This window comes from Winogradskyella sp. R77965 (genome assembly GCF_044594915.1).
In the GTDB taxonomy this organism is placed as follows: Bacteria; Bacteroidota; Bacteroidia; order Flavobacteriales; family Flavobacteriaceae; genus Winogradskyella.
Genome location: NZ_CP138990.1, coordinates 912,831 through 938,315 on the forward strand (window position 1 = coordinate 912,831; position 25,485 = coordinate 938,315).

At 32.9% G+C, this 25,485-nt stretch carries 21 protein-coding genes and 1 pseudogene; 9 read left to right on the forward strand and 13 right to left on the reverse strand.

The genetic code is table 11. The annotated features are described in order from the left end of the window. Positions 1 to 25: 25 nt before the first annotated feature. The 3 genes and pseudogenes from SJY34_RS04050 to SJY34_RS04060 all read left to right on the forward strand — a co-directional run. Positions 26 to 544: pseudogene (locus tag SJY34_RS04050) on the forward strand (GNAT family N-acetyltransferase); the annotation flags it as partial. A gap of 15 nt (positions 545 to 559) precedes the next feature. Continuing rightward, a complete protein-coding gene (locus SJY34_RS04055; RefSeq protein ID WP_400079147.1) occupies positions 560 to 1,078 on the forward strand; it encodes a GNAT family N-acetyltransferase in 519 nt (172 codons plus the stop codon). Between the two features lie 56 nt (positions 1,079 to 1,134). Further along, complete coding sequence (locus SJY34_RS04060) at positions 1,135 to 1,986, forward strand: heparin lyase I family protein (RefSeq protein WP_400079149.1); 852 nt, start codon at positions 1,135 to 1,137, stop codon at positions 1,984 to 1,986. Between the two features lie 50 nt (positions 1,987 to 2,036). Here the strand turns inward: SJY34_RS04060 and holA are convergent, their stop codons facing one another. Continuing rightward, positions 2,037 to 3,044 carry a DNA polymerase III subunit delta gene (gene holA / locus SJY34_RS04065; protein WP_400079151.1) on the reverse strand — a complete coding sequence of 336 codons (1,008 nt, stop codon included), beginning with the start codon at positions 3,042 to 3,044 and terminating at the stop codon, positions 2,037 to 2,039. Positions 3,045 to 3,092: 48 nt separating this feature from the next. Here holA and SJY34_RS04070 point away from each other — a divergent pair, with 48 nt between their 5' ends. The 3 genes from SJY34_RS04070 to SJY34_RS04080 all read left to right on the forward strand — a co-directional run bounded on the left by SJY34_RS04070 (position 3,093) and on the right by SJY34_RS04080 (position 5,496). Further along, positions 3,093 to 3,542, forward strand: a complete 450-nt coding sequence (locus tag SJY34_RS04070; RefSeq protein ID WP_400079152.1) for a type I restriction enzyme HsdR N-terminal domain-containing protein — start codon at positions 3,093 to 3,095, stop codon at positions 3,540 to 3,542. Continuing rightward, a complete protein-coding gene (locus SJY34_RS04075; RefSeq protein WP_400079154.1) occupies positions 3,543 to 4,535 on the forward strand; it encodes a glycosyltransferase family 2 protein in 993 nt (330 codons plus the stop codon). Positions 4,536 to 4,641: 106 nt separating this feature from the next. Further along, positions 4,642 to 5,496, forward strand: a complete 855-nt coding sequence (locus SJY34_RS04080; RefSeq protein ID WP_400079156.1) for a flagellar motor protein MotB — start codon at positions 4,642 to 4,644, stop codon at positions 5,494 to 5,496. 72 nt (positions 5,497 to 5,568) lie between these two features. Here the strand turns inward: SJY34_RS04080 and SJY34_RS04085 are convergent, their stop codons facing one another. The 5 genes from SJY34_RS04085 to SJY34_RS04105 all read right to left on the reverse strand — a co-directional run bounded on the left by SJY34_RS04085 (position 5,569) and on the right by SJY34_RS04105 (position 11,496). Then, on the reverse strand, positions 5,569 to 7,653 hold the full coding sequence (locus SJY34_RS04085; protein ID WP_400079158.1) for a von Willebrand factor type A domain-containing protein: 2,085 nt from the start codon (positions 7,651 to 7,653) through the stop codon (positions 5,569 to 5,571). A gap of 90 nt (positions 7,654 to 7,743) precedes the next feature. Next, positions 7,744 to 8,826: an AMP-binding protein gene (locus SJY34_RS04090; protein ID WP_400079160.1), complete on the reverse strand. Its 1,083-nt coding sequence runs from the start codon at positions 8,824 to 8,826 to the stop codon at positions 7,744 to 7,746. Between the two features lie 3 nt (positions 8,827 to 8,829). Next, the gene (locus SJY34_RS04095; protein ID WP_400079162.1) at positions 8,830 to 9,765 is read right to left on the reverse strand and encodes a lysostaphin resistance A-like protein; all 936 of its coding nucleotides are present in this window, start codon (positions 9,763 to 9,765) and stop codon (positions 8,830 to 8,832) included. Positions 9,766 to 9,767: 2 nt separating this feature from the next. Further along, a complete protein-coding gene (locus tag SJY34_RS04100) occupies positions 9,768 to 10,802 on the reverse strand; it encodes an o-succinylbenzoate synthase (RefSeq protein WP_400081313.1) in 1,035 nt (344 codons plus the stop codon). 4 nt (positions 10,803 to 10,806) lie between these two features. Next, positions 10,807 to 11,496 (reverse strand): DUF2490 domain-containing protein, encoded by a 690-nt coding sequence (locus SJY34_RS04105; protein WP_400079164.1) that lies wholly within the window; start codon positions 11,494 to 11,496, stop codon positions 10,807 to 10,809. Between the two features lie 93 nt (positions 11,497 to 11,589). On the opposite strand from SJY34_RS04105, the gene SJY34_RS04110 reads away from it, so the two are divergent. Further along, the gene (locus SJY34_RS04110; RefSeq protein WP_400079166.1) at positions 11,590 to 12,495 is read left to right on the forward strand and encodes a sterol desaturase family protein; all 906 of its coding nucleotides are present in this window, start codon (positions 11,590 to 11,592) and stop codon (positions 12,493 to 12,495) included. A 540-nt stretch (positions 12,496 to 13,035) separates the two neighbouring features. After that, entirely contained in the window at positions 13,036 to 17,583 is a 4,548-nt protein-coding gene (locus tag SJY34_RS04115) for an FG-GAP-like repeat-containing protein (protein WP_400079167.1), read from the forward strand. 127 nt (positions 17,584 to 17,710) lie between these two features. Here the strand turns inward: SJY34_RS04115 and SJY34_RS04120 are convergent, their stop codons facing one another. From SJY34_RS04120 to SJY34_RS04130, 3 genes are read right to left on the reverse strand one after another with little or no spacing between them, the layout of a single operon-like run. Then, the gene (locus tag SJY34_RS04120) at positions 17,711 to 18,388 is read right to left on the reverse strand and encodes a metal-dependent hydrolase (protein WP_400079169.1); all 678 of its coding nucleotides are present in this window, start codon (positions 18,386 to 18,388) and stop codon (positions 17,711 to 17,713) included. A 37-nt stretch (positions 18,389 to 18,425) separates the two neighbouring features. Continuing rightward, the gene (gene menA, locus SJY34_RS04125; protein ID WP_400079171.1) at positions 18,426 to 19,331 is read right to left on the reverse strand and encodes a 1,4-dihydroxy-2-naphthoate octaprenyltransferase; all 906 of its coding nucleotides are present in this window, start codon (positions 19,329 to 19,331) and stop codon (positions 18,426 to 18,428) included. Positions 19,332 to 19,347: 16 nt separating this feature from the next. Then, on the reverse strand, positions 19,348 to 20,187 hold the full coding sequence (locus SJY34_RS04130; RefSeq protein WP_400079173.1) for a 1,4-dihydroxy-2-naphthoyl-CoA synthase: 840 nt from the start codon (positions 20,185 to 20,187) through the stop codon (positions 19,348 to 19,350). A 378-nt stretch (positions 20,188 to 20,565) separates the two neighbouring features. Between SJY34_RS04130 and SJY34_RS04135 the strand changes: the two genes are divergently transcribed. Next, positions 20,566 to 20,994 carry a hypothetical protein gene (locus SJY34_RS04135; protein ID WP_400079175.1) on the forward strand — a complete coding sequence of 143 codons (429 nt, stop codon included), beginning with the start codon at positions 20,566 to 20,568 and terminating at the stop codon, positions 20,992 to 20,994. 168 nt (positions 20,995 to 21,162) lie between these two features. Here SJY34_RS04135 and SJY34_RS04140 read toward each other — a convergent pair whose 3' ends face one another. The 4 genes from SJY34_RS04140 to SJY34_RS04155 form a co-directional block, all read right to left on the reverse strand. Beyond that, a complete protein-coding gene (locus SJY34_RS04140; RefSeq protein ID WP_400079177.1) occupies positions 21,163 to 21,993 on the reverse strand; it encodes a S1 RNA-binding domain-containing protein in 831 nt (276 codons plus the stop codon). A 148-nt stretch (positions 21,994 to 22,141) separates the two neighbouring features. Then, complete coding sequence (locus SJY34_RS04145) at positions 22,142 to 22,480, reverse strand: DUF2853 family protein (protein WP_299122601.1); 339 nt, start codon at positions 22,478 to 22,480, stop codon at positions 22,142 to 22,144. 95 nt (positions 22,481 to 22,575) lie between these two features. After that, complete coding sequence (gene menD / locus SJY34_RS04150) at positions 22,576 to 24,336, reverse strand: 2-succinyl-5-enolpyruvyl-6-hydroxy-3-cyclohexene-1-carboxylate synthase (RefSeq protein ID WP_400079179.1); 1,761 nt, start codon at positions 24,334 to 24,336, stop codon at positions 22,576 to 22,578. A 31-nt stretch (positions 24,337 to 24,367) separates the two neighbouring features. After that, the gene (locus tag SJY34_RS04155; RefSeq protein WP_400079181.1) at positions 24,368 to 25,483 is read right to left on the reverse strand and encodes a chorismate-binding protein; all 1,116 of its coding nucleotides are present in this window, start codon (positions 25,481 to 25,483) and stop codon (positions 24,368 to 24,370) included. Between the last annotated feature and the right edge of the window lie 2 nt (positions 25,484 to 25,485).

Sequence of the window (25,485 nt, forward strand, 5' to 3'; positions counted from 1 at the left end):
ATTTAAATCAGAAAGACTAGGCTTTCGTAATTGGACAGTAAACGACCTAACTGAATTTGCAAAAGTAAATGCCGATTTGGAAGTAATGGAACATTTCCCAAAACCATTGACTAGAAAAGAAACTGGAGAATTAATTGAGCGATTTATAGTTCATTACTCCAAAAAGGGATACACTTACTTTGCTACTGAAATTTTGAAAACTGGAGAATTAATTGGATTTATAGGCTTGGCCTACCAGGAATATGTAACAGATTATACACCAGCTACGGATATTGGGTGGCGATTAAAAAAAGACAGTTGGGGAAATGGCTATGCAACCGAAGGTGCAAAAAGATGTCTTGATTTTGCATTTAGCAAACTGAATTTGGAAAAAATAATATCTGTTTGTACAGAACAAAACACCAAATCAGAACATGTTATGAAAAAAATTGGAATGAAAAAGATTGGAGATTTTAATCATCCTAAATTAAAAGCATACCCAGAACACGAAAAATGCATGTGCTATGAAATGACTAAAAACCATTGGCAAGAGTATAACTCATAATTCTAAAAAATTTAATTGTCTAAATACAAAACATTTCAAACCAAAAGACTGAGGGTTAAACCAGTTATGGCCGAAGATGCTCCGTTCATTTTCGAGTTAATGAATACTCCTAAATGGATACAGTTTATTGGTGACAGAAATATAAGAACCGTTGAGGAAGCTGAAGCTTACATCATAGAAAAAGCATTCCCACAATTAGAAAAACATGGTTATAGCAATAATGTTATATTAAGAAAAGAAGATAATGTAAAATTAGGCACTTGTGGCTTATATCATAGAGAGGGCACAAAGGATCCAGATATAGGTTTTGCTTTTTTGCCTTGTCATGAAGGCAAAGGTTATGCATTTGAAGCTAGTAGTCAACTCATTATAATTGCAAAAGAAGACTTTGGATTAAGAGACCTTAGTGCATATACCTTAGAAGACAATCTGTCATCAAGAAAATTATTAGAACGCCTTGGTTTTCATTTAGAAGGTATTGGTAAACTTCCAAACAATGATGAAGAGTTATTACACTATTACAGAACACTATGAATAGAATCATTTACTGAATTATAGAATATTCTAGAGCTCTTAACGTTGATAATGTTATGAAAGACAACAAATATTTATTGCTAATTTTTATTTCATTGATACTTTTTGCTTGTGAAACAAATGATAGCAACAATGAAGATCCTACAGATACTACTTTCTTATTTGAGGATGGTTTTGAAACCCAAAATAATGATTTAAATGAATTATTTCCTTCCGATGCTTCAAGATGGTCAAATGTTCAGCAAACAAATCCGTCTAATGCAACAAATCAAATTTCCATTATAGATTCTGAATTTTCTGAAGGTGAAAACGCATTACGGATTCTAGCATATCAGTCTGACTCGCAATTGTCTAAAATGGATATTGAAAAAGGTGGATTTAATATCATTGAAGGCGATAAAGTTATTATTACTGCAGACTTTTATATAAAGGGATCACAATCATTACAGAATTTACTACTTATAGATTTAGAATGTTGTTCATGTTGGGACCCTTCTGTTGGAGACAATTACGGTTCGGAAAATCAGTGTCCAGGAGTTAGACTTATGATGTCAGGAGAAAATGATTATCTATCTATTGAGCGTGGAAAAATATCTGGTGAGACTTTACAACAATCTTCTACTCCATTTCCAAGAAACGAATGGGTTTCTATAAGATGGGAAATGATTTTATCTCCTAATAGTTCAGGTATTAACAAGCTTTACATTAATGATGTAGAAGTCATTAATGAAAATGCCATGAATATGCCAAATTCACAGATATTTACGAATATATTTGCAGAACAAAATATAAACTTCACACTACAAGAACCTACTTTCTATGAGCGTGTACAAATTGGTGCAACTGCAAATCCTACTGCAGATACTGTAGAACTTTTTGTAGATAATTTTTCTATTAAAGTGAATTAAATTGCAGCTAAGTGATTTCTATAGAAAATCTATTATTGAAGAATAAGGCTTTAACCTAAAATTCTAACCAATAATTCTTTAAGCAAGTCTCCTTGAGGTACAGTATTTGAGCCTACGCCTTTACTTTTAACATCAAACTCACGCAACAATCCAATAACTGAACTTACTTTTTTCATCGGATAGTTTCGAGCGGCTGTTAAGTACTCATTAACAAAATAAGGGTTGACTTTTATAGCAGAAGCAACGCTTCGTGGAGATTTATCGTGCAAGCCATGAAGATGAAGCAATTGCGAAAAGAAACTAAACAACAACGAAACCGTAACCACCATAGGATTATCCTTTGGGTTGTCTGCAAAATACTTAGCGATTTTATGTGCTTTTAAAACGTTGCGTTCTCCAACTGCTTTGCGCAACTCAAAGTTATTATAGTCTTTACTTATACCAATATTTTCTTCGATATGCTCTGGTGTAATTTGTGTACCCTTTGGTAAAACAATTTTTAGTTTGTTAAGCTCATTATTAACCTTACTTAAATCCGTGCCTAAAAATTCGGTTAACATTTGGGCAGCCTTCGGTGAAATATCATAACCTTGACCTTTAAGCACACGTCTAATCCAATCTGGCACTTGGTTTTCATAAAGTTTTTTACTTTCAAAAACTAATCCTCCATTTTTATTAATGGTTTTATAGAGCGCCTTTCTTTTATCCAGCTTTTTGTACTTATAATTAACAACCAAAACTGTTGTTGGCTGAGGGTTTTCGGCATATTTAGCTAATTTTTCTATAGTTCTACTTAAATCCTGAGCTTCTTTTACAATCACAACCTGCCGTTCTGCCATCATCGGATACCGCTTTGCATTACTCACAATATCATCAATAGAAACATCTCTACCGTAAAGTACCATTTGGTTAAACCCTTTTTCAGATTCATCCAAAACATTGTCTTCAATAAAATCTGAAATCTTATCAATATAATAAGCCTCCTCTCCCATTAAAAAATAAATAGGCTTAAGATCTCCCTTTTTTATTGCGGCAACTAATTGTTTTACGTCTTCCAATCTCTTAAATTGTTTGTCTGAATGACATTATAGCTTTAATTTTGTGTAGTGCAAGAACTCAACTTTCCAAAGTTTGAATACCGATTCAAAAGTACAGAAAATAAAGTTTCTATTTTTGATGTCATTCGGAAAAAATTCATCATTCTTCAACCCGAAGAATGGGTGAGACAACACTGTGTTCATTATCTAATTAATAATAAGAAATTCCCTAAAACTTTGATTAATGTTGAAAAAGAATTAACTATTAACGGCTTAAAGAAACGCTATGACATTGTAGTATTTAATTCAGATGGAAGCATACATTTAATTGTGGAATGTAAATCGCACAGCGTACAAATAGACCAAACCACTTTTGATCAAATAGCACGGTACAATTTAGTTTTAAATGCTTCTTACTTAATGGTAACTAATGGCTTAAATCATTATTATTGTGAAATGGATATGAAAAGTGAACGTTATTCGTTTTTAGAAGACATTCCGAATTATACAAAAATCTAAATGCTACAAACCAAAGACATAGCCGTTGTTATCTTAAACTGGAATGGAAAGACTTTACTTGAACAGTTCTTACCTTTGGTTATAAAGTATTCTGATGATGCTAAAATATATGTTGCTGATAATGCTTCAACTGACGATTCTGTAACTTTTGTATCGGCGCATTTTCCTAATGTAGGATTAATTCAGAATTCGCAAAATGGTGGTTACGCCAAGGGTTATAATGAAGCCTTACACCAGGTCAATGAACCACTACTCTGCTTATTGAATAGCGACATAGAAGTTACAGAAAATTGGTTGCAACCTGTCGTAAAAGAATTTAATTCTGATCCTGACGCAGCAATTATTCAACCTAAAATTTTAGATCATAAAAGCAAGTCTTATTTTGAATATGCGGGTGCAGCGGGTGGATTTATAGATAAGTACGGTTATCCTTTTTGTCGCGGCCGTATCTTTGATACTATTGAAGAAGACAAAGGGCAATACAACGATACTAAGGATATTTTCTGGGCTTCAGGCGCCTGTTTTTTCATTAGAAGTTCAGTTTTCAAAGCTTTAAAAGGTTTTGATGAATCCTACTTTGCACATATGGAAGAAATTGATTTGTGCTGGCGCGCTTTTAATACTGGTCATAAAACAAAATATATTGGTGCATCAACAGTTTACCATGTTGGTGGAGCTACTTTGAGCAACACAAATCCAAAAAAAACATATCTCAATTTTAGAAATAGTCTATTTACATTGGTAAAAAACACTGATTCTAATGTGTTTTTTAGGACAGTCATACGCATGAAATTAGATGGTATTGCTGCTATTCGCTTTTTATTTCAATTAAAACCAAGGTATTGCTTTGCCATTCTTAAAGCACATGCTTCTTTTTATATGAATATAGGTCGACTATTAAAACAACGGAAACAGTTACCAAAACGTCCAAAATATTACGAAACAGACTCTATTGTTTGGTCTTACTTCATTAAAAAACGAACAAAATTCTAATTGTTCATAAAACTGTTAAAGTTTTTGTTAATCGATGTTTAGCGGATTCTTCTTTTGCATAATTTTGGGGTGTTATAATTAACAATCAAAACTATAATCCATAATTATGAAAAAATTAATGTTATTAGGTGTTTGTTCATTGATGTTGGCATCTTGCGTCTCAAAGAAAGATTATCTAGCACTTGAAGCAAAACAACAAGAAACTCAAGATTTATTAAATACTGCAACAGTAAAATTGAATAGTTGTCTATCAGATGCTGCTGCTGCAAATGCTCGTGTTGAAGCTATGAAAGAGCAATTAGCTGATATGCGAAAAAGTAATGATGCTTTGATAAAAAGCTCACAAGACTTAACAGAATTGACTAGTAAAGGTGCAACAAACTTAGAAAAGTCATTAGAAAGCCTAAGAGAAAGTAATCTTAAGATTACACGATTGCAGGATGCTTTAACGCGCAAAGACAGTGTTACATTAGCAATTGTTACTGGTCTTAAGAAAGAAGTTGGTATTAATGATTCTGATATTGAGATTAATGTAGAAAAAGGTGTTGTATTTATTTCTATTGCAGATAAATTATTATTTAAAAGCGGAAGCTATAATGTAACGACTAGAGCTAATGAAATTTTAGGTAAAGTTGCTAAAGTCATTAATAGCAAACCAGATTTTGAAGCTATGGTAGAGTCGCATACAGATAATGTATCTTACAGCAAGCCACCATTATTAGATAACTGGGATTTAAGTGTAAAACGTGCAACTTCTGTTGTTAGAGTTTTAGAAAGCTTAGGTGTAAATTCAGCACAGTTAATAGCAGCTGGTCGCAGTTCTTACTCACCTTTAGTAGAAAATGATACCGCCGAAAATAGAGCAAAAAACAGACGTACACGTATTGTTGTATTGCCAAAAATTGACCAATTCTACGAAATGGTTGAAGAAGAGATGAAAAATTTATCTGAAGGGAATTAATTTTCGGATTATATAAATATAGAAAAACCCAATGCTGTTGCATTGGGTTTTTTGTTTGCTTATTTTTTAATCCTATTTTAAATTATCAAATGACTTTACTAGTCTAATAAATTCGGCTCTATAACCTTCTTTATCTTCACCTCTACCATTTTCTGCCAGCTCTATCACTTTTGATACTTCTGTTTTATTGTAATACTTGGAATTTCTTAATTGCATACCAAATAGTGCAACTGCAGAGGCAAAATTCATATCAATCGAAGCATCAGAAATTTTAGTATTCTGAATATGCACCATTTCTATACTTTTAGATTCATCTGGCTTTTTATATCTAAATTTTACTGTAAACAATTCATCTTCAAAATTAGCTTTAGCCTGATTTTGCGTGTACTTTAATTCTGGAACCGTTTTTAAATAATTACTATCTATTCCTGTTGGAATAATTTCATATAAAGCGGTAACTGTATGACCACTTCCCAATTCACCTGCATCCTTAGTATCATCTACAAAATCTTCATCTGCTAATAACCTGTTTTCATAACCTATTAAGCGATACGCTTGTACTTTTTTCGGATTAAATTCCACTTGAATTTTCACATCCTTGGCAATCGTAAATAATGTACCTCCAAACTCTTTTCCAAAAACTTTTTGAGCTTCTTGCATATTATCGATATAAGCATGATTTCCATTACCTTTATCTGCTAAAGTTTCGAGCTTAGAATCTTTATAATTACCATATCCAAAACCTAAGACAGATAAGAACACACCAGATTTTCTTTTTTCTTCTATTAGACTTTTCATTTCACTATTACTAGATGCGCCTACATTAAAGTCTCCATCAGTTGCCAAAATCACACGGTTATTACCATTTTTCTTAAAATGCTTTTCAGCCAATTTGTAAGCCAGCTTTATTCCTGCACCCCCTGCCGTCGAGCCTCCAGATTGTAAATTATCTAATGCTGCTATAATCTTTTCTTTATTGTCTCCCGAAGTTGGTTCTAAAACGACTCCTGCAGCTCCTGCGTAAACCACAATAGAAACTTTGTCTTTAGGTCTCAACTGATTAACCAATAGTCTAAATGCACTTTTTAATAGTGGCAGTTTATTTTGAGAACTCATAGAACCAGATACATCAATTAAGAATGTAAGATTTGATGCTGGTAAATCGTCATTCTCATAAGTTTTGCCCTGTAATCCTATTTTAACTAATTGTGTTTGATTGTGCCATGGTGTATTGACAACTTCTGTATTTATAGAAAATGGATGCTCATCCGTTGGTTGTGGATAATTATAGTTAAAATAATTTACCATTTCTTCAATTTTAACTGCATCACCAGGAATGGATTGACCATTATTTATCATTCTCCTCACATTGCTATAAGACGCTTTATCTACATCAATTGAAAACGTTGATAAAGGTGATAGATTAGTACGCTCAAAATCATTTTCATTGATATTAGCATAATCTTCATCATTTTGAATGCGATAATTACCGCTTTTCGTGGTAATAACAATGCAACCGTCTTTAGCTGAGTTTCCGAACTTATCAATTGCATCTGCAGATTTATAGACATTAACCTTGTCTATAGTATCTGGTTTTATTTGTTCTATTAATGAATTATAATTTTTTTGAATAGGAACTCCATCTACTATGTATAAAATATTTGTGGAATTCACAGCTTTTGCACCTCTTATTGTAACACCAGCCGTTTTACCAGCTAATTGCTTAGATATTTTATTGTGAAATCTCTTTTTTTCTTGTTTTCTTAATTGTGCTTTACTTGGTGTGCCTACTACTGACACTGAACCTGTAAAAGCTCGTTTAGTAGTAGTGCCATAACCAACCACAACAACTTCGTCTAAAGAATTTTGATCTTCTTTAAGTGCTACATTAATTATTTGAGAGTTGCCTACGGTTAGCTTTTCAGAAATAAATCCAACGTATTTAAACACCAAGATATCGCCTAGTTCTGCTGTAATTGAATATTTACCATCAAAATCTGTAGTTGTTCCTTGTTTACTACCCTTTATGTGAACGTTAGCTCCAGGAAGTGGTAATCCATCTGAAGCAGATGTAACAATGCCAGTAATTTTTTTTTCTTGTGCATTTATTTGCAATGAAGCAAGCACAATACATAAAATAAGTCCTAAATTTTTCATAATGATTGTGTTATAAGTTTTTGTAAACCTATAAACAAACATCATTTTGTAAAACCACCAATGAGTAAAGTCCGTGTTTCAATGAGTTAACTATCCAAGAACAGCTTTCAATGTTTTTTTACGCTGAATTTTTCCGTTATTAGTTTCAGGGAACTTACTGAGTGTATAAATTTTCTTCGGGATTTCAAACTTATCTAAAGCTTCCAGCTTTTGAATTTTTTCAAGAATAGTATCAACGGAATCTGATGGGTTTTCAACAATAAGAATCAACTTTTCACCAAGCGTAGTGTCTTGTTCACTTGCAATGATATAACGTTCTTTAATTGCTGGTTGTAATTTTACTTCAATTTGTTCTGGAAATAATTTTACTCCTCCCGAATTAATAACGTTATCATATCTTCCGAGCAGCTTGAAACTGGTTTCAGATTTTAAGTCAACAAGATCATTAGTCACTAAATCTTCTTCTACTAACTTGGGAGCGTGTATGATTAAACGTTGATTATCGTCTTGGCTAAATCTAATATTTGACAATGCATTAAAGCATTCCTCTCCTTTATTTGATTTAGATTCTAATTGCTTTACAGCGACATGTGTTACGGTTTCTGTCATTCCATATGTTTCATAGAACCTGGATGTAGACTCTTTAATTTTTGCTGCTAATGGCGTAGTCACCATAGAACCTCCAACTATTATGGTTTTTATATTTTGAGTATAATTAATTGTGTTCTTTAATTGAAGTGGCACCATGGCACAAAAATCATATTTCTTTTCATAATCAAAAATAGGATGCGAAGCAGGTTCAACAAAATCTAATTCTAATCCCAACACCAAGGCGCGTACAAACATCATTTTACCAGCTATATAACGGCTAGGCAAACAATGCAATCCACTATCACCAGGCTCTAAACCAAAGAAATTACCTGTAGCAATAGCAGAATTTACCATGGCTTGCTTTTTTAACTTAATTTGTTTCGGGTAACCTGTAGAGCCAGAGGTCTGTACATAAAGGAAATCTTTATTATTCAACCAATCGATTAAAAAATTACCAGTAACTTTTTCAAAAGGCTCACCTTCTTTAATAAGGCTGTAAGCCACCTCTTTTAAGTCTTCAAAATTAAAGTGAAGTCCATTAAATTTAAAACGGTTATGTACTTTATTATACTTTGGTGTCATTGGTTATTCAATTATTTTATAATCATCTTTTGGAGGCTCTTCAACTTTTCCGAATAATTTATCATTCCAGTTTTTCCAGCCATATCGCTTAGATAAAATTAATAACATTATTGGATACACTATCAATACAGGGAATAGAATTTCAGAAATCATACTCGCAGAAGGATCTGCTGTGCTTTTGAAAATTGCATCGGTTTGTAGTGCTGTCCAATCTGCAGTTACCAATAACGAAGCCAATAAATTGTTTCCGAGGTGAAAGCCTAGTGCAAGTTCTAATCCATCATCCATGAGTGTCATAATACCCAACAATAAACCTGTTCCAACATAAAAAATCATCATTTTCCAAAAACCTACTGCTCCTACTTCGGGATTAGCACTATGCGCTATACCAAATAATACAGAGGTAAATATTAAAGGAAACCATTTATTTTTAACCAAAACACCAATATGTTGCATTAAATAACCTCTAAACAAATACTCCTCTAACCCAATCTGAAATGGAAATAAAATAATACTGATTAGAAATAAGATGGCGAATTTCTTTGGGTTAAACTGGTATATTATTTCTGATGAATCTATTGAATACCCAATAAAAAATGTGACCAAGGTAAAGGTACATATCATTAAAAACGAAAATAAAATACGCTTATAATCTACTTTTGAACGTGCTGTTGTTAGCGATAAAATACTCCGCTGATGCACAAATTTTACTAATATAAATAGAAGTCCTAATAAGAATACAAATGGCACTAAATTAACAACTAAGGACACATTTGGAGGCCAATTTCTCATCATATCCATTGCAGCATCTAAATCACCCGGATCTGAAAATAAATAAAACACAAAATTGGCAATGAATATTCCGGCAACCAAAGCGGTTGTTAGAATAAACATCCACAATTCACGCTGTCCTTTATAGGCTTGTTGTATATAATTCATAATTATAAATTGAAATTCCAGTTTTCGTTTTTATCGTAGTGCAAAGTACCATTTTTTACCATTAATGGCGAATCAAAATTATTAGTAAACAAACTTCCTGTCCCTAAGCCTTGAGGCATAGTGTTTTTTAAAGTATAAGTCCATTGGGCAATGGCATTCAAACCTATGTTACTCTCTAATGCACTCGTAATCCACCACTTTATATTTAAATCTTCTGCTATATCAATCCATTGTTGACTTCCTGCAAATCCACCTACCAAGCTCGGCTTTAAAATAATATAATGTGGTTTTATCGTTTTAAGTAATTTTTGTTTGTCTTCTATTGAAAATATTCCAATTAATTCTTCATCTAGTGCAATTGGCAAGGGAGTAACTTCACATAGCTCTGCCATAACTTCAAATTGCCCTGGCTTTATAGGTTGCTCGATAGAATGTAACTGGTATTCTGATAATTGTTTTAATTTTTCTAAAGCGTCATTTGGTGAAAACGCGCCATTAGCATCAACTCTCAATTCTATATCAGATACGGAAAATTCTTTTCTTATGGATTTTAGAATATCTAATTCTGCGTGAAAATCAATCGCTCCAATTTTTAGCTTTATACAATCAAAACCTGAATTAATCTTGTCTTTGATTTGCGCTCGCATAAAATCTTCATTACCCATCCAAACCAAACCATTGATAGGAATACTATCAAAATCTTTGGTAAATGCTGAAGGGAATAGTTGAAATTGGTCTAAACTGGCCAAGGACTTAAAGGCTGTTTCTAATCCCAACTGAATGCTGGGAAATTCTTCTAGTGCATTGAGCAACACTTTTAATCCAAGATTAATGTTTTCACAGGTCCATTGTAATTTATCTTCATAATCGGGTCTATCATCAATAGACAAACCTCTTAAAATACCACACTCACCCACTCCTAATTTATGTTCGCTTTCAAGTTTTATAAACCAAGTTTCTTTAGTCGTCATAACACCACGCGACGTTCCGCTTGGTCTTTTAAAATTCAGAATGTACTTGTTGAAAGTTGCTTTTATCATTTTATAATTTGTGGTGCATACTAAATTGTAACTGTCCTTTTCCCCAATTAACTGTCTTTTGATTCATCCAGCCAAGTTGAAAACGTATTTTTGGATTTAAAACATAGCCAAATCCCAAATAAGTTCGGTTTCTATCAAAAATTTGTACTTCTCTTCCATCTCCAATATCTGTGCCGCCATTTATAAAAAGTTCATTATACAAAGCCGCATATACAGCTTTCGAAGCAAGTTCTTTTTTGTTTAGAGGTATATTTAAGAATAGATTATAACGGTATCGCGTCCTAAAATCTTGATCTTCTACAAATCGCTGTTCATATCTAAAACGATGCGTTAAATAGAATCTATTTCCTAATTTTTGTGGAATTAAAGCCTCTTGATAAATGCGACTTTCTGCAGAGGTATCATCACTTTCTCCATATTGACCTGTGGTTACATTACCATAACCAAATGTAAACTTTACTCCACCATTTTTGGGAGAATATGTAATACCAGAACGTAATAATAATTGCTCTTTATCTCCCAAGCCTTGCCAATCTCTATATTGAAAATCACCTTGAATTCCCCATTGACTATCCTTAAACTGGTGACTAAAAAAGTACATATACCATGCACCTGTTTGAGATTGGTCTATTTGAGATAAGGCATTATTTAATCCTATAAATAAAAGAAGTCCCAAGAGTTTATATTTCATAAATCCTAATTTCAATTTTAAAGTATAAAAATACGCATCTGCTCTTTTTTAATCGAAAATTATTGTAAAAACCCTACTTTTAAAGAAAAATTAGTGCCAGATTTTCCCAACATTATACTGTATGCTATTCCCTTTTTTATTTTGGCAATGTTGTTAGAATTATATACAACTACAAAACAACACATTAAGACTTACGAATCTAAAGATGCTTTCTCATCTATTGCAATGGGTTTAGGTAATGTGATTTTAGGATTTGCTAGTAAAGCTTTGGTCTTACTAGTTTTTTTCTGGGTTTATGACAACTTTAGACTGTTTACCATACCTGCTGAATGGTGGTCTTTTGTTTTGTTGTTTTTTGTAGATGATTTCTCATACTATTGGTTTCATCGTGTATCGCACGAATGTCGCATATTTTGGGCTTCTCATGTTGTTCATCATTCATCTCAACATTATAATTTAAGTACAGCACTTAGACAAACATGGTCTGGTGGTTTTTATACCTTTATTTTTTGGTTATGGTTACCTCTACTCGGCTTTCATCCCGCCATGATATTATTGCAAATGTCTATTAGCTTATTATATCAATTCTGGATACATACAGAAGCTATAGACAAAATGCCAAAGTGGTTCGAAGCTATTTTTAATACGCCATCTCATCATCGCGTGCATCACGGAAGTAATCCAATTTACTTGGATCGCAACCACGCAGGAATTCTAATTATTTGGGATAAGTTGTTTGGTACCTTTCAACCAGAATTAAAAAATGAAAAGGTAATATATGGCTTAGTAGAAAACATAAAAACCTTTAACCCAGTTAAAATCGCATTTATTGAATGGTGGCGAATGTTTAAAGATTCCTTTACAGGAAAAAAATCTTTAAAAAACAGAATGCTTTACCTTTTTAACCCACCTGGTTGGAAGCATGATGGTACAGGCAAAATTTCTAATGATTTAAGAGAAGAGTGGCTAAGTTCAAAAAAAGTAACAAATGACATTTAAAAATAAGATCGTTTGGATAACCGAAGCCTAAAGTTATATTGTTAAAGCACTAGCTCTAGAACTCTCCAAATAAGAAGACCGCAAATTCATTTTATTATCTCGTAGAGAAGCTGAATTATTAACTGTAAAAGTAAATACATCGGTAATTATGAAAAGTTTGGTTTTTATGCTAGACGGTTATTTTCTATAGTTAAAATAGATGTTAGAAAATTTTTAGTTGCACAGAAGGTTTTGTTTATACAGCTTAAAATCTTGTATAGTAATGCTTTATAAACTGTTAAAAAGTACTATAGCCAATAAACCTGCACGATAAACGAAAATATTACAATCAGACGTAATTATTAGTCATATTGCCTTAAATCAAGTTTGAAATTATTTCAAGCGTCCCTACTAAAACAAATATCAATAAAAATATGGCATAAAACTACGCGCTAGATTCTTCATTAATGCTTTCGATTTTTTCGATACATCTTCTTTTCTGTTTATGTATAAATAGCACATGATTTTCTTGCATGTTTTTTTGTTAATCCTACTAAGAAAATGGCGAACAAGAAACTTATTATATTTTTAACTTTAGCAATTGTAACGTTTGCAGTTCTTTATTTTAATGAGTCGAGAATTGATTCTTCAAATTATTCAGATTATGAACTTTTAGCGGTTGCAGATCATGAAAAACTAGCTTCAGGATCTTACACGCTTCAACCATTACGAGAGAACAATACTATTACCACTTTTAAAAAAGGTGATAAGGTAATAAACTTAAATAATTCTCAAACAATTGATTTAGTAAACCCAGCCATTAGCGCTGTAGCGATTGCAAAATTTCTTAATGGAAATTTGCCAACTACTACCCCTTCAGGTAACAATGGTATTCCAACCTTATTATCTCAAACTGGAGCTTTTTCCAATTTAGGTGCTTTGACCCCTAGCCCAGGGTTAATACCATATGATATGATTGAACCTTTTTGGTCCGATGGAGCGGCCAAAAAAAGATGGATGGCCATACCAAACGACGGTTCATACAATACTACTGACGAGCAAATTACATTTTCAAATGACGAAGCTTGGGACTTTCCACAAGGGTCAGTCCTAATTAAACATTTTGAGATTGGAGGACAACGCCTTGAAACACGATTTGAAGTTAAGGGTAACGATGATGTTTATTACTATTTAACATATAAATGGAATAACGACCAAACAGATGCAACGCTATTAAATGATGCTGTGGATGAAGACGTCGTTGTAAATGGAGTTACCCAATCATGGCATTACCCAAGTAGAAACGAGTGTGCGTCTTGTCACTTTCCTCAAAATGGTAGTGTTTTAGGGCCAAAAACAAGACACCTTAATAAGTCTATTCTATATCCCAGTACAGGTATTACAATGAACCAACTCGTTAATTTTAGCGTACTCGGACTCATTACTGAAACTATTACCAACGACAATGTTAGTAGTTACTCAGCCGTAGCTGCAAAAGATGATTTAAATGCTTCTCTTGAAGATAGAGCAAGATCTTATATCGATGTAAATTGTTCAAGTTGTCACAATCCAACAGTAGATAATGTAGCTATGTTTGACGCTCGTTATACAACTCCAATTGAAAATCAAAATATTGTTTATGGTGATGTTGTTTATGATCAAGGCTTGAGCAATCCTAAGGTTGTCATTCCTCAAGATGTTGCAAATTCAATGGCACATTTTAGAATGAATTCTACGCAAACTGGCTTAGAAATGCCACCATTAGCAAAAGATGTTGTTGATACAGAAGGTGTTCAATTAATTGCAGATTGGATTAATAGCCTAACACCAACTGCATCTTCTCCACCAGTAGCAATTTTTTCAGCTTCAACGGTAAACGGACCTGCCCCTTTGAATGTTAGCTTTGATGCGTCAGCTTCAACAGATCCTGATGGTGACACACTAACATATGCTTGGGATTTTGGAGATGGTACAACAGCTTCAGGTGTTACGACTAGTCATGTATATACTAACGTAGCGGCTTATACAGCAACTTTAACCGTCAATGATGGTCTACAATCTGATCAAGCAACAACTTCAATTGCCGTAAATAATAGTAACCCAGGAGGGAATACAGTAGCTTTCATTGACGGAACTGATCTTCTAGGTCAAGACAACTTTAGTGGATTACCTATGGGAGTCATTGATATGAACGGCGATGGAAAAGATGATATTGTACAATTTAATTATGCTAGAAATCTTCGTGTTCAATACCAAAATGGAGCTGGACAAGAGTTTACAAGCTTCAATCACGGTATTGTAAGTAACAACAACCAATGGGGTACTGCCATTGCTGACTTTGATCACAATGGCTATAATGATATTATGTCTGGTGGTTACTATGATAACTTGAAAATTATCAAGAATAATAATGGTAATGACTCATACTCCCAGTCTAATATACCAGACTCAAATATATTCTTGCAAGGTGCAAATTTTGCTGACATAAATAACGATGGTTGGGCTGACGTTTTTGCTTGTCATGATCATGCAGAATCACGAGCATTTCAAAATAATCAAAATGGAACATTTTCATTTAATGAGAACTTAATAAGCACTGAAACGACACCAATTAGCGACAATTCAGGAAATTATGCGAGTATGTGGATGGATTACGATAACGATGGTGATCTAGATTTATATATTTCTAAATGTCGAGGTGGTGTTACTAGTCCTCTTGACCCTCGTCGTATAAATATGCTATGGCAAAATGATGGTAATAACAATTTCATTGAGGTTGCTGAACATGCCAATCTTAAAATAGGAGCTCAAACTTGGTTATCTGATTTTGGTGATATTGACAATGATGGTGATTTAGATGCTATTATTATTAATCATGGAACCGGACCCAATTTAATGAGAAACAATGGAGACGGAACCTTTACTGAGATTACTTCAGGAAGTGGTCTTTTACCGACATTACAACCACAAGATTTCTATGGTATTCAAGGTTTTTTTAAGGATTTTAATAATGACGGATATATAGATTTAATGGTATCTGGAGACAATCACTACATGTTTTATAATAATGGTGATGGTACTTTTCAGAATGCAACAAACCCTTTTAACTCAAATCAAATTCAGTCCTTTTCTGTAGGAGATATTAATCACGACGGTTTCTTAGATATTTATGCCGGATATGCTAACGGATTAAATTCACCCAGTTCAACAAAAGATAGAATTTGGCTAAATCAAGGAAACTCCAACAACTTTCTTAATATTCAATTAAAAGGCACCGAAAGTAATATCAACGGTATTGGTGCCCGAGTGGAATTATATGGTACTTGGGGAAAACAAATAAGAGATGTTCGCTCGGGAGAAGGATATGGTTTGGTAAATTCGTTTACACAGCATTTCGGAATTGGTATAAATACTAAAGTAGATAAAGTAGTTGTTCGGTGGCCTTCAGGAACTGTAAATGAGATTTTAAACCCTTCTATAAATCAATTCTTAGTCATTATTGAGGATCCTGTAAAAGCGTATACCTATACTAACAACGTTTGGTCTCCGAGTGACCCTAATAACGTATCTAGTTCTAATGATACTATTACAGTCGAAGCTGGTGAAGCTGTAATTTCTATGAATACAACAGTTGATGCCATTATCGTAAATCCTGGAGCCGTATTAACTGTAAATTCTGGTATTTCATTAACAGCTAATACTACGACCCTGAAATCAACATCACTATTATATTCTAGTTTAATAGTGGATGGCACAGTCGAAGGCATAGTAAAATATGAGCGTTTTGTTAATTCCAATTCTCTAGGTAATGATTTAATATCTCCACCACTTTCAGGGCAAACTTGGGCAAACTTTTTATTATCTGATACAAATGCGACTGACATATTAAATGACGGAAACGATAATCCAAGAACCTATTTATTTGGCCCTTTCGATAAATCAGTTGATTGGTACGTAAATTATACAGATGATATAACTGCAAATTTAAATAGTGGCACAGGCTATAGAACTGCTACAACTGGCGGTACTACATTAACTTTTACTGGTACAGTACTAACAACACCTGTTAATGTAGATATCATAAATTCTGGTGCCAATTACCCAGATTGGAATTTAGTAGGTAATCCATATCCTTCATACATTAGTATTGCAGATTTCTTAAACTATCAGATAACACCAGATATAAAAAATATAGACATTTTAGAGGATATATCTGGTATATATGGTTATGATGGTAGTGCTTCAAATGGGTGGGATGTTATTACATTGGCTAATGCAGGTGATAGATTGATGACGCCTGGACAAGGGTTTTATGTTGCAGCAGATGTTACTCATGTTGATGACTATGATATTATTTTTGATACATCGATGAGAGCTATAGGTGCTGATGATGATTTCATAGAGGGCCGTAATACAAATTTATTTACCTTTTTAAGGCTCAATGCAAGTACAATTAATAGCAATTATTCTACTGAATTTTACTTTAATGATAATGCAAGTCGAGGCTTAGACCTCAGGTATGATGGTAAAATTTTGGGTAATATAGCCCCTAGTTTTGCACTTTACTCTCATTTGGTAGAGGATAATATTGGACTTCCAATAGCTTTACAAGCTTTAAATCCTTCAGATTTAGTAAATACAATAATTCCTTTGGGAGTTAATTCAAATCAAGGTGAGCAAATAACCTTTAGTATAAGTGAAACTACATTGCCAAGTCATATTGAAGTTTATTTGGAAGATAATATAACCAATACTGTCACATTACTAAATTTTGGTGACTATACTTTCACACCTAATGTAAGCTTAAATGGTACTGGTCGTTTCTATCTTCATATCTCATCTTCAGCACTATCAATTGGAGAGAATGAGTTAGATTATATTCAAATATATACAACGACTAATCCAAAATCATTAATTATAAAAGGAGAGCTCGATGCTGCTTCAATGGTAAGTTTATATGATATACATGGTCGATTAGTATTGAATAAGATAATAAATCACTTAGATTTAATAAATACCATCGATATTTCTGCAATAGGAACAGGTGTATATTTTGCTAAAGTATTTAATGATAATCAAAGTAAAACGCAAAAACTTATAATAAATTAGATTATAAGTATAATAAATAGAAAAGAAGCAAGCTTTAATAAGCTTGTTTCTTTTCACTTATTTAGTAAAAGATGTTTCTTATTTTTTAAAAGTGAATACTATTTAGATATCAGAAATGATTGATAAACTATAGTTCAATACGTTCACCAATTTCCAACAACATCAAATCCTTATCCTTATCAAAGAATTTACGTTTGGCTACTTCATGGTCAATTTCTATATAACCAAAGGTATCGAAGTGATAACCTAAGATTTTATCACATTCTACAAAATCACTGGCAATAATTGCGTCTTCTATTCCCATCGTAAAGTTGTCTCCTATTGGCAAAATGGCTAGGTCTAACTTGGTTTGCATTGGGATAAGCTTCATATCCATAGTCAATGCTGTATCTCCAGCTATATATATGTTTTTATGTTCCCCTTCTATAATAAATCCACCTGGTTGTCCTCCATATTTTCCATCTGGAAATGAAGATGTATGTATAGCATTAATATATTTAAGATTTCCGAATTCAAAATCCCAGGAACCACCATGATTCATTGGGTGACCATCTAATCCTAGTTCTTGATAATGAGTAATAATTTCATAGTTAGATACAATAACTGCACCAGTTCTTTTTGCTATGCTTTCTACATCTAATGTATGGTCTTGGTGCGCGTGAGTGACTAAAATATAATCTACTTTCAAGCTATTAATATCTATTGCTGAGGCTTTATCATTTCCGCTTATAAAAGGATCGACAAGTATATGTATGCCTTTAATTTCGATGCCTAAACAAGCATGTCCGTAAAATGTGATTTTCATTTTATAATTAATTTAAAGATTAGTCGCATCTATAAATTTAGTATAAAATATACCCAATACCTAAAAGTATAGAAAATAGAAAGGTAGATAATGCCAAAACTTTTAATTGGCTGTCAAAATCATTTGGAACCTTTGCTTTTTTTATTTTAATAAGATGAATTATCAATGGAATAAAAGCTAACAAGTATAAAAAATTATACGGTTCTACATAGTATAATATGGAGAATGCCACAGTAATGCTCATGGCACCAATAATAAGAAAGAAGTGATAATTTTTAGCCTTTTCAATACCAAGTTTTACAGCAAATGTGATTTTACCGACTTTAGCATCTGCCTCGAGGTCACGCATATTATTCAAATTTAATACTCCAACACTTAATAAGCCCAAAGCAATTGCTGGAAGTATTGCCACGTGATCTATTGTAAGCATATAAAGTAAATAACTTCCAATAGTACTTACAAGACCAAAAAAAATAAATACAAAAATATCACCAAGCGCACGATAACCATAAGGAGAATCTCCCATTGTATAATTTAAAGCAGCATAAACTGATAAACCACCAAGAACTAAAAACACCAAAACAAATAAAAAGTTACCTGTTCCAAAAGCAGCCCAAAGCAGTGCCAAGGTAAATCCGATAACAATAAGAATATTTATTCGTATCGCTTCAAACATTTCGTCTGGAGTAATATCGCCACTCTGTACAGCACGCTGAGGACCTACGCGCTCATCATTATCTGCGCCATGAGCGCTATCACCGTAATCGTTAGCCAAGTTAGAAAGCACTTGCAAACTAATAGTAGTGAGGATTGCCAAAACCAAAACTATAGGATTAAAATGTCCATTGTAATAAGCAAAACAAGAGCCTAAAATAATTCCAGAAACTGAAAGCGGTAGCGTTCTAAGACGCATGGCAGAAAGCCATGGTTTAATTTTATTCATTAACTGAGGTATTAGTTTAAGGAATCCATTTTTTAGGGAAATTCGGTTTTCTTTTTTCTAAAAAGGCATCTCTACCTTCTTTTGCCTCCTCTGTCATGTAAGCTAGTCTTGTAGCTTCACCAGCAAAAACTTGCTGACCAACCATACCATCATCGGTAAGGTTCATAGCAAATTTCAGCATTTTAATAGACGTTGGTGATTTTGCTAATATTTCTTGAGCCCATTCATAGGCTATATCTTCTAATTCAGCATGTGGAATTACAGCATTGACCATTCCCATTTCATAGGCTTCTTGTGCTGAATAGTTTCTTCCCAAGAAAAAGATTTCTCTAGCCTTCTTCTGACCAACCATTTTTGCTAAATATGCGGAGCCATAACCTCCATCAAAACTTGTAACATCAGCATCTGTTTGTTTAAAAATAGCGTGCTCTTTACTCGCCAAAGTTAAATCACAAACTACATGTAAACTATGTCCACCACCAACTGCCCAACCAGGTACAACAGCAATAACCGCTTTTGGCATAAAACGAATAAGACGTTGTACTTCTAAAATATTTAAACGATGATAACCATCTTCACCAACATAACCTTGGTGACCTCTTGCTTTTTGGTCTCCACCAGAACAAAAGCTCCAAATACCATCTTTGGAAGAAGGACCTTCTGCACTTAAGAGTACAACACCAATATTTACGTCTTCATTTGCATCATAAAAAGCATCATAAAGTTCGGATGTAGTTTTTGGGCGAAAGGCGTTTCGTACATCTGGACGGTTAAAGGCTATTCTGGCAACTCCATTGCATTTAGAATATGTTATATCTTCATATGATTTGGCAACTTTCCAATCTATATGGCTCATATTTTTCAATATTTAGAGAACAAAAATAAGGAATTAATAATAATGACTTAAGCTACATTATATATTTGATTTTATTATGCTTGCATAGTATATTTGCAGTCGATTTTCATTTACAAATGATTATTAACCCTAATATTAATAGCAGAGACTATGCGCTCCTTAATGAAAATTTTAGGAGTGTATATCTTGTACTGAATCAAGAAGCATATTCACCAACAAAAATAGCAAACTGATAGATTTATTATTCATCAGTTTTAATAAGCATCGATCATAACATATTAAATTTCAGATTATTATGTGACTTTTCTAAATGTTATGTGTCTTATAATTGCTTGTCCTTAAAAACAAGAAAATTAGTTATAATTAAATCGTATTAAAATGCATATCGAAAATTCAGATTTGGCATCTCAGGTTATAAAAAAGACAGAGTCCAAAATTGGGAGTATCCACTATTTTAATCATATTGCTGTTTTAGAATTTAATGAGGGAGTTCATATTGATATCAATTCTGTAAAACCAACACTTGTAGATATATTAGATTATTTTGGCAATTCTAAGCCTTTTGGAATCATAGTGAACAGAATTTACTCCTATTCAGTATCTATACTAGATATTAAAGACGCCAGACAAGCATTACCAAATTTATCAGCTTATGGTATTGTTGCTTATAGTCACGCAGGTAAAATGAATGCTAAAATTGAAAGTAGTTTTTGTGAATGGAAGAATATTTGCTTCAACAATTTACACGAAGGTATAGATAGTGTTTACCAAACGGTTAAGAAGAAAATTGCTATTACGCTCAACTAATTTAATTTCTTCAATTTTCTTGTATGTAACCTTCTAATAATTATTTTTCTAAAAATGATTGTTTAGAATGATACCCAAATTATTCGTTACCAATTAATATTTCGTTTGGTATTTATATTTAGAATGGATACTTTTTATAATAGAGTTAAAGAGACCCTTCCTAGAAGTTTAAACTAGTCTTATCCCCTTATCATCTATAACAATTTGGCGCTCCTTATACAAAGAGCCAATGGCTTTTTTGAAACTCTTCTTGCTCATTTGGAGCATATCTTTAATCTCTTGAGGGTTAGACTTATCATTTAGGGGCAAAAACCCACTATTATCATGTAATTCGTTAAGTATATACTCGGCATTAGGTTCTATATTTCTGTAACCAATTTGGTTTAGCGAAATATCTAGTTTATTATCGTGTCTCACTTTTTTAACGATACCTTTTAGTCGGTCGCCTACACTAATATCTTTGTAAATATCATCTTTGAAAACTAAACCTAAATGGGTTTTATTTACAATAACATTCATACCTAATTCAGAAGGATGTGAGACTATTAAATCAACTTCATCAAATTGACTAACTGTTAATTCTTTATTGTCTAAAAAGCGATTTGTTTTGCTCGAAGCGACTAGTCGTTCGGTTTCATCATCTAAATAACAATACACCAAGTACCAACCACCTGCTTTCATTTTAAAAGCTTGTTCTTTAAAAGGACAGAACAATTCTTTGACCAATCCCCAATCTAAAAACGCTCCAAAATTTGTAACTTGATTACATCGCAATAAAGCAAAATCACCATTTTTTATATAAGGCTTATCAGTTGTTGCAACAGGACGTTCTTCATTATCTAAGTAAACAAATACGTCTAGCTTCTCACCTATCTCAAAAACTTCTGGTACATAACGATTTGGCAGTAAAACCTCATTATCTTCTGCATCACCCAAAAATAATCCTGGTTCGGTATCCCTTAAAATTTCTAATGTATTGTATTCGCCTAATTGTATCATGTGGCAAAGGTATTGATATTAGCGAGATACTAAAATGAATTCATAAAAGATGCGGAAACAATTTCATGAGATACTGAAACAAGTTCAGTATAAAAAAAAGCGCTATAATTATCTATTATAGCGCTTTCATACAATTTAAATCTATCTACTAGTAAACAGAAGCTTTCTTAAAATGAGTACATAATAAATAATATACTACTGCTCTATACTTATTTCTGTTAGATTGTCCATAAGTATCCATTACAGAAGCAATTGCTTTATCTAAATCAGCACTATCTTTTAATCCTAATTTTTTAATTAAATAGTTATTTTTTACTGTAGCTAATTCTTTTTCATCTGATCCGGACACTGTTGAAGAATCTGCATTGTAAATTGAAGGCCCTAAACCAACAGTAACTTTGGTTAATAAATCCATATCTGGATTTACTCCACACTTGTCTTTTAAATCTGCTGCATACTTGGCGATTAAGTCATCTCTTTTACTCATGTTGTTATTTGTTTTAAGTTAAATAAATTGTCCCTCTAAAGGTAAGTATTTTTTAGACACATCAAAAATGAATGGGTCACTTCTTAATAGAAATTTTACTTAATAAAGTTGAAATATTCTAAAAGCACTTCATCGTTTATAGTTGACGGCGTAAAAACTTCTAATAATTTTGGTTGGTTAGTAGGATTATAGAAAACCTCTAGTTCTTTTTGGAACGATGCTTCATCAATTGCTTTTACATAATCGAAGTCATACATATCGCATAACTGCTTTGCGTTTAATTTGTGTTTTGTTTCAAAAAAGCGATCAAAATTATCTGTGTTTTTATGACCTGGAAGAATTCTAAAAATGCCTCCACCTTCATTATTAATTACAATAATTCTAAAGTTTTTAGGAATGTAATTATTCCATAGCGCATTACTATCATAGAAAAAACTTAAGTCACCCGTTACAAACGTTGTTTGATTATCTACTGCTACGGATGCTCCAATTGCTGTGCTTGTGCTACCATCAATTCCGCTAGTACCTCTATTACAAAATACTTCGTTGTCTTTTCTTAACTCAAATAACTGCGTATATCTAATCGCTGAACTATTACCAACTTGTAATTGCGTATGTTTTGGTAAATTTTTTAATAAAGCATTAAACACTGTAAAATCTGAAAACGGAAGTGTTTTTAAATAGACATCGTGCATTTTACGTCGTTTCTGTCTAACCTCTATCCACTTAGACTTATAGTTACTCTTTGTGTGATGTGTTACCTGAGGTAATAACGTACTTAAAAACGTATTAGGATGCAATGTAATGTGCTTATCTAAACAGAAAAAAGTATCATTAGCTCTAGATAAGCCAATATGCCAATGATGCATCGGCTTATAAGTTCTTAAAAATGCTTTTATTTTTTTTGAAATTACCAAACCACCAAAAGTTAATAAGACTTCTGGTTGAAGTGCCCTAAACTCTTCAGTATTTAGTGGAGCAATAATTTTATCTATTCCCGGAAAGAAATCTGGATGATGTAAATTTGATGTCGTCTCCGTAAATACCAAAATACTTTCATCATTCGCAATTTCTTCTATCCATTTCTCTTCAATTGAATTAGGTTGTAAAACACCAACAAGAATCATCTTGCGTTTTGCACTATGCCAAACATCTAATAAGTTTTTAATTTCAAAATCGTCAATTCTTTCAGTTCTACTTTGAATTTTAAAAGGCTTTGGAGCAATTGACAATTCATCAACTTTTTCATATAAAGGCTCATCAAAAGGGCAATTTATGTGCACTGGACCCGATTTAATCCTCGCAGAAGTTAAGGCATCATGTATTTCAGATTCATTGTAGGACTGAATATCTTTCTGCAAACCTAAAAATCGTTCGAGCCTATTCTCTAGACTTTTAAAAATTGGTAACTCATTTTCATTATCAGTCTTTCCACCTTCTTTTAAATCTAGTTTTAGATTCGCACTATATAGCACATGCTCGCCATATACATTCTTTTGCTTTATGGTTTGTCCATCTCCAACGTCTACCAAATGCTTTGGTCTATCTGCAGATAGAACCACCAAAGGTATATTACTATAATATGCTTCTGCGACTGCAGGATAGTAATTAAGTAACGCACTACCAGATGTACAAACTATAGCAACAGGTGCTTCAATTTGTTGTGCAATCCCTAGGGCGAAAAACGCAGCACAACGCTCATCAACAATACTATAGCAATTAAAAAAATCATCATGAGTAAAACCGATTGTCAATGGAGCATTTCTGCTTCCTGGTGAAATAACAATATGTTTAATGTTATGCGTTTTACATAAGGTAACGACCGTCTGTGACAAGGGGATTTTAGAGTGCTTCATCTATTGACAAAGATAAGAAATCTCTTTATTTTTAATCGAGAACGTTTCCGATAGTTTTCGTTTTATTTACAGTTTCTTCCCATTCCTTTTCAGGATCAGAATCTTTTGTAATTCCACCACCAACGTAAATTAAAGCTTTATTTTTTTTGAGTTGCATACATCTCAGATTCACATAGAAATTAGACTGCGTTCTTACCAAAGCATAAGCATTGTTTTCTACGTTTCTTCTATTTGTATTTCTTATTTTTGATTGTTTTAGATTGAGCTCTCCTAAAAAACCAGTATAGTATTCGCGATTATAGCTTTCATGTTGAAGAATAAAATCTTTGGCTTTTTGGCGAGGAAATCCACACACTGCTGGAGTTGGATGTAAAGCATCAATTACAGATTTTAAACTCGAATTATCATCAATTACACTTATAACTCTAGACTTAAGATGGAGTAAATTTCCTGCTTTAACAGTTTCAACATCAGAAACATTAATCTGTTTTGTGTAAGGTTTTATTTGACCTGTAATATAATCTGTTACTATTTGCTGTTCTTCAACTTCCTTGTTTGTCCAAGTAGCTTCAGATGAGTTATTATAAGATTGAGTACCTGCTAAAGAAATGGTTGTTAATTGTTTGCCTTCAACTTTAAACAATAATTCTGGAGTTGCACCTAGCCATAAACCTATTTTAGGGTGATACCAACAATACACCATTGCATTTTTGTATGAATTAAAAAGCTTTTTGAAAATTGATATTGGATTGTCATGTCTAAGCTCTTTTGAAATGCAACGCGATAAAACTACCTTTTTGAATTCATTATCCTTAATTGCTTCAATACCTTTTGAAACTAACTTTATGTGTACATCTTTATTCGTTTCCGTTGTTGTAAACTTCACTGTATTCTCATCACTTTCTAACTTTTCAGTCTCTAAAACAAAATGATCACAACTGGCTTCTGGTAGAACAATGCTCTGCTGATTAAAATCGAAAGGTGCAAACACAAATCCGCTTTCTGTAAACGTATCTGTCTCATGTAGAGTATCATCTTTTTGCAACCAACATTTAATAATAGAATTTATTGGTCTGCTGTAAACTACAAAAGGTAATTGGCTAGAATACTGTGCTTCTAAAGCTTTAAAAAATGAAGCTTCGTTCATTC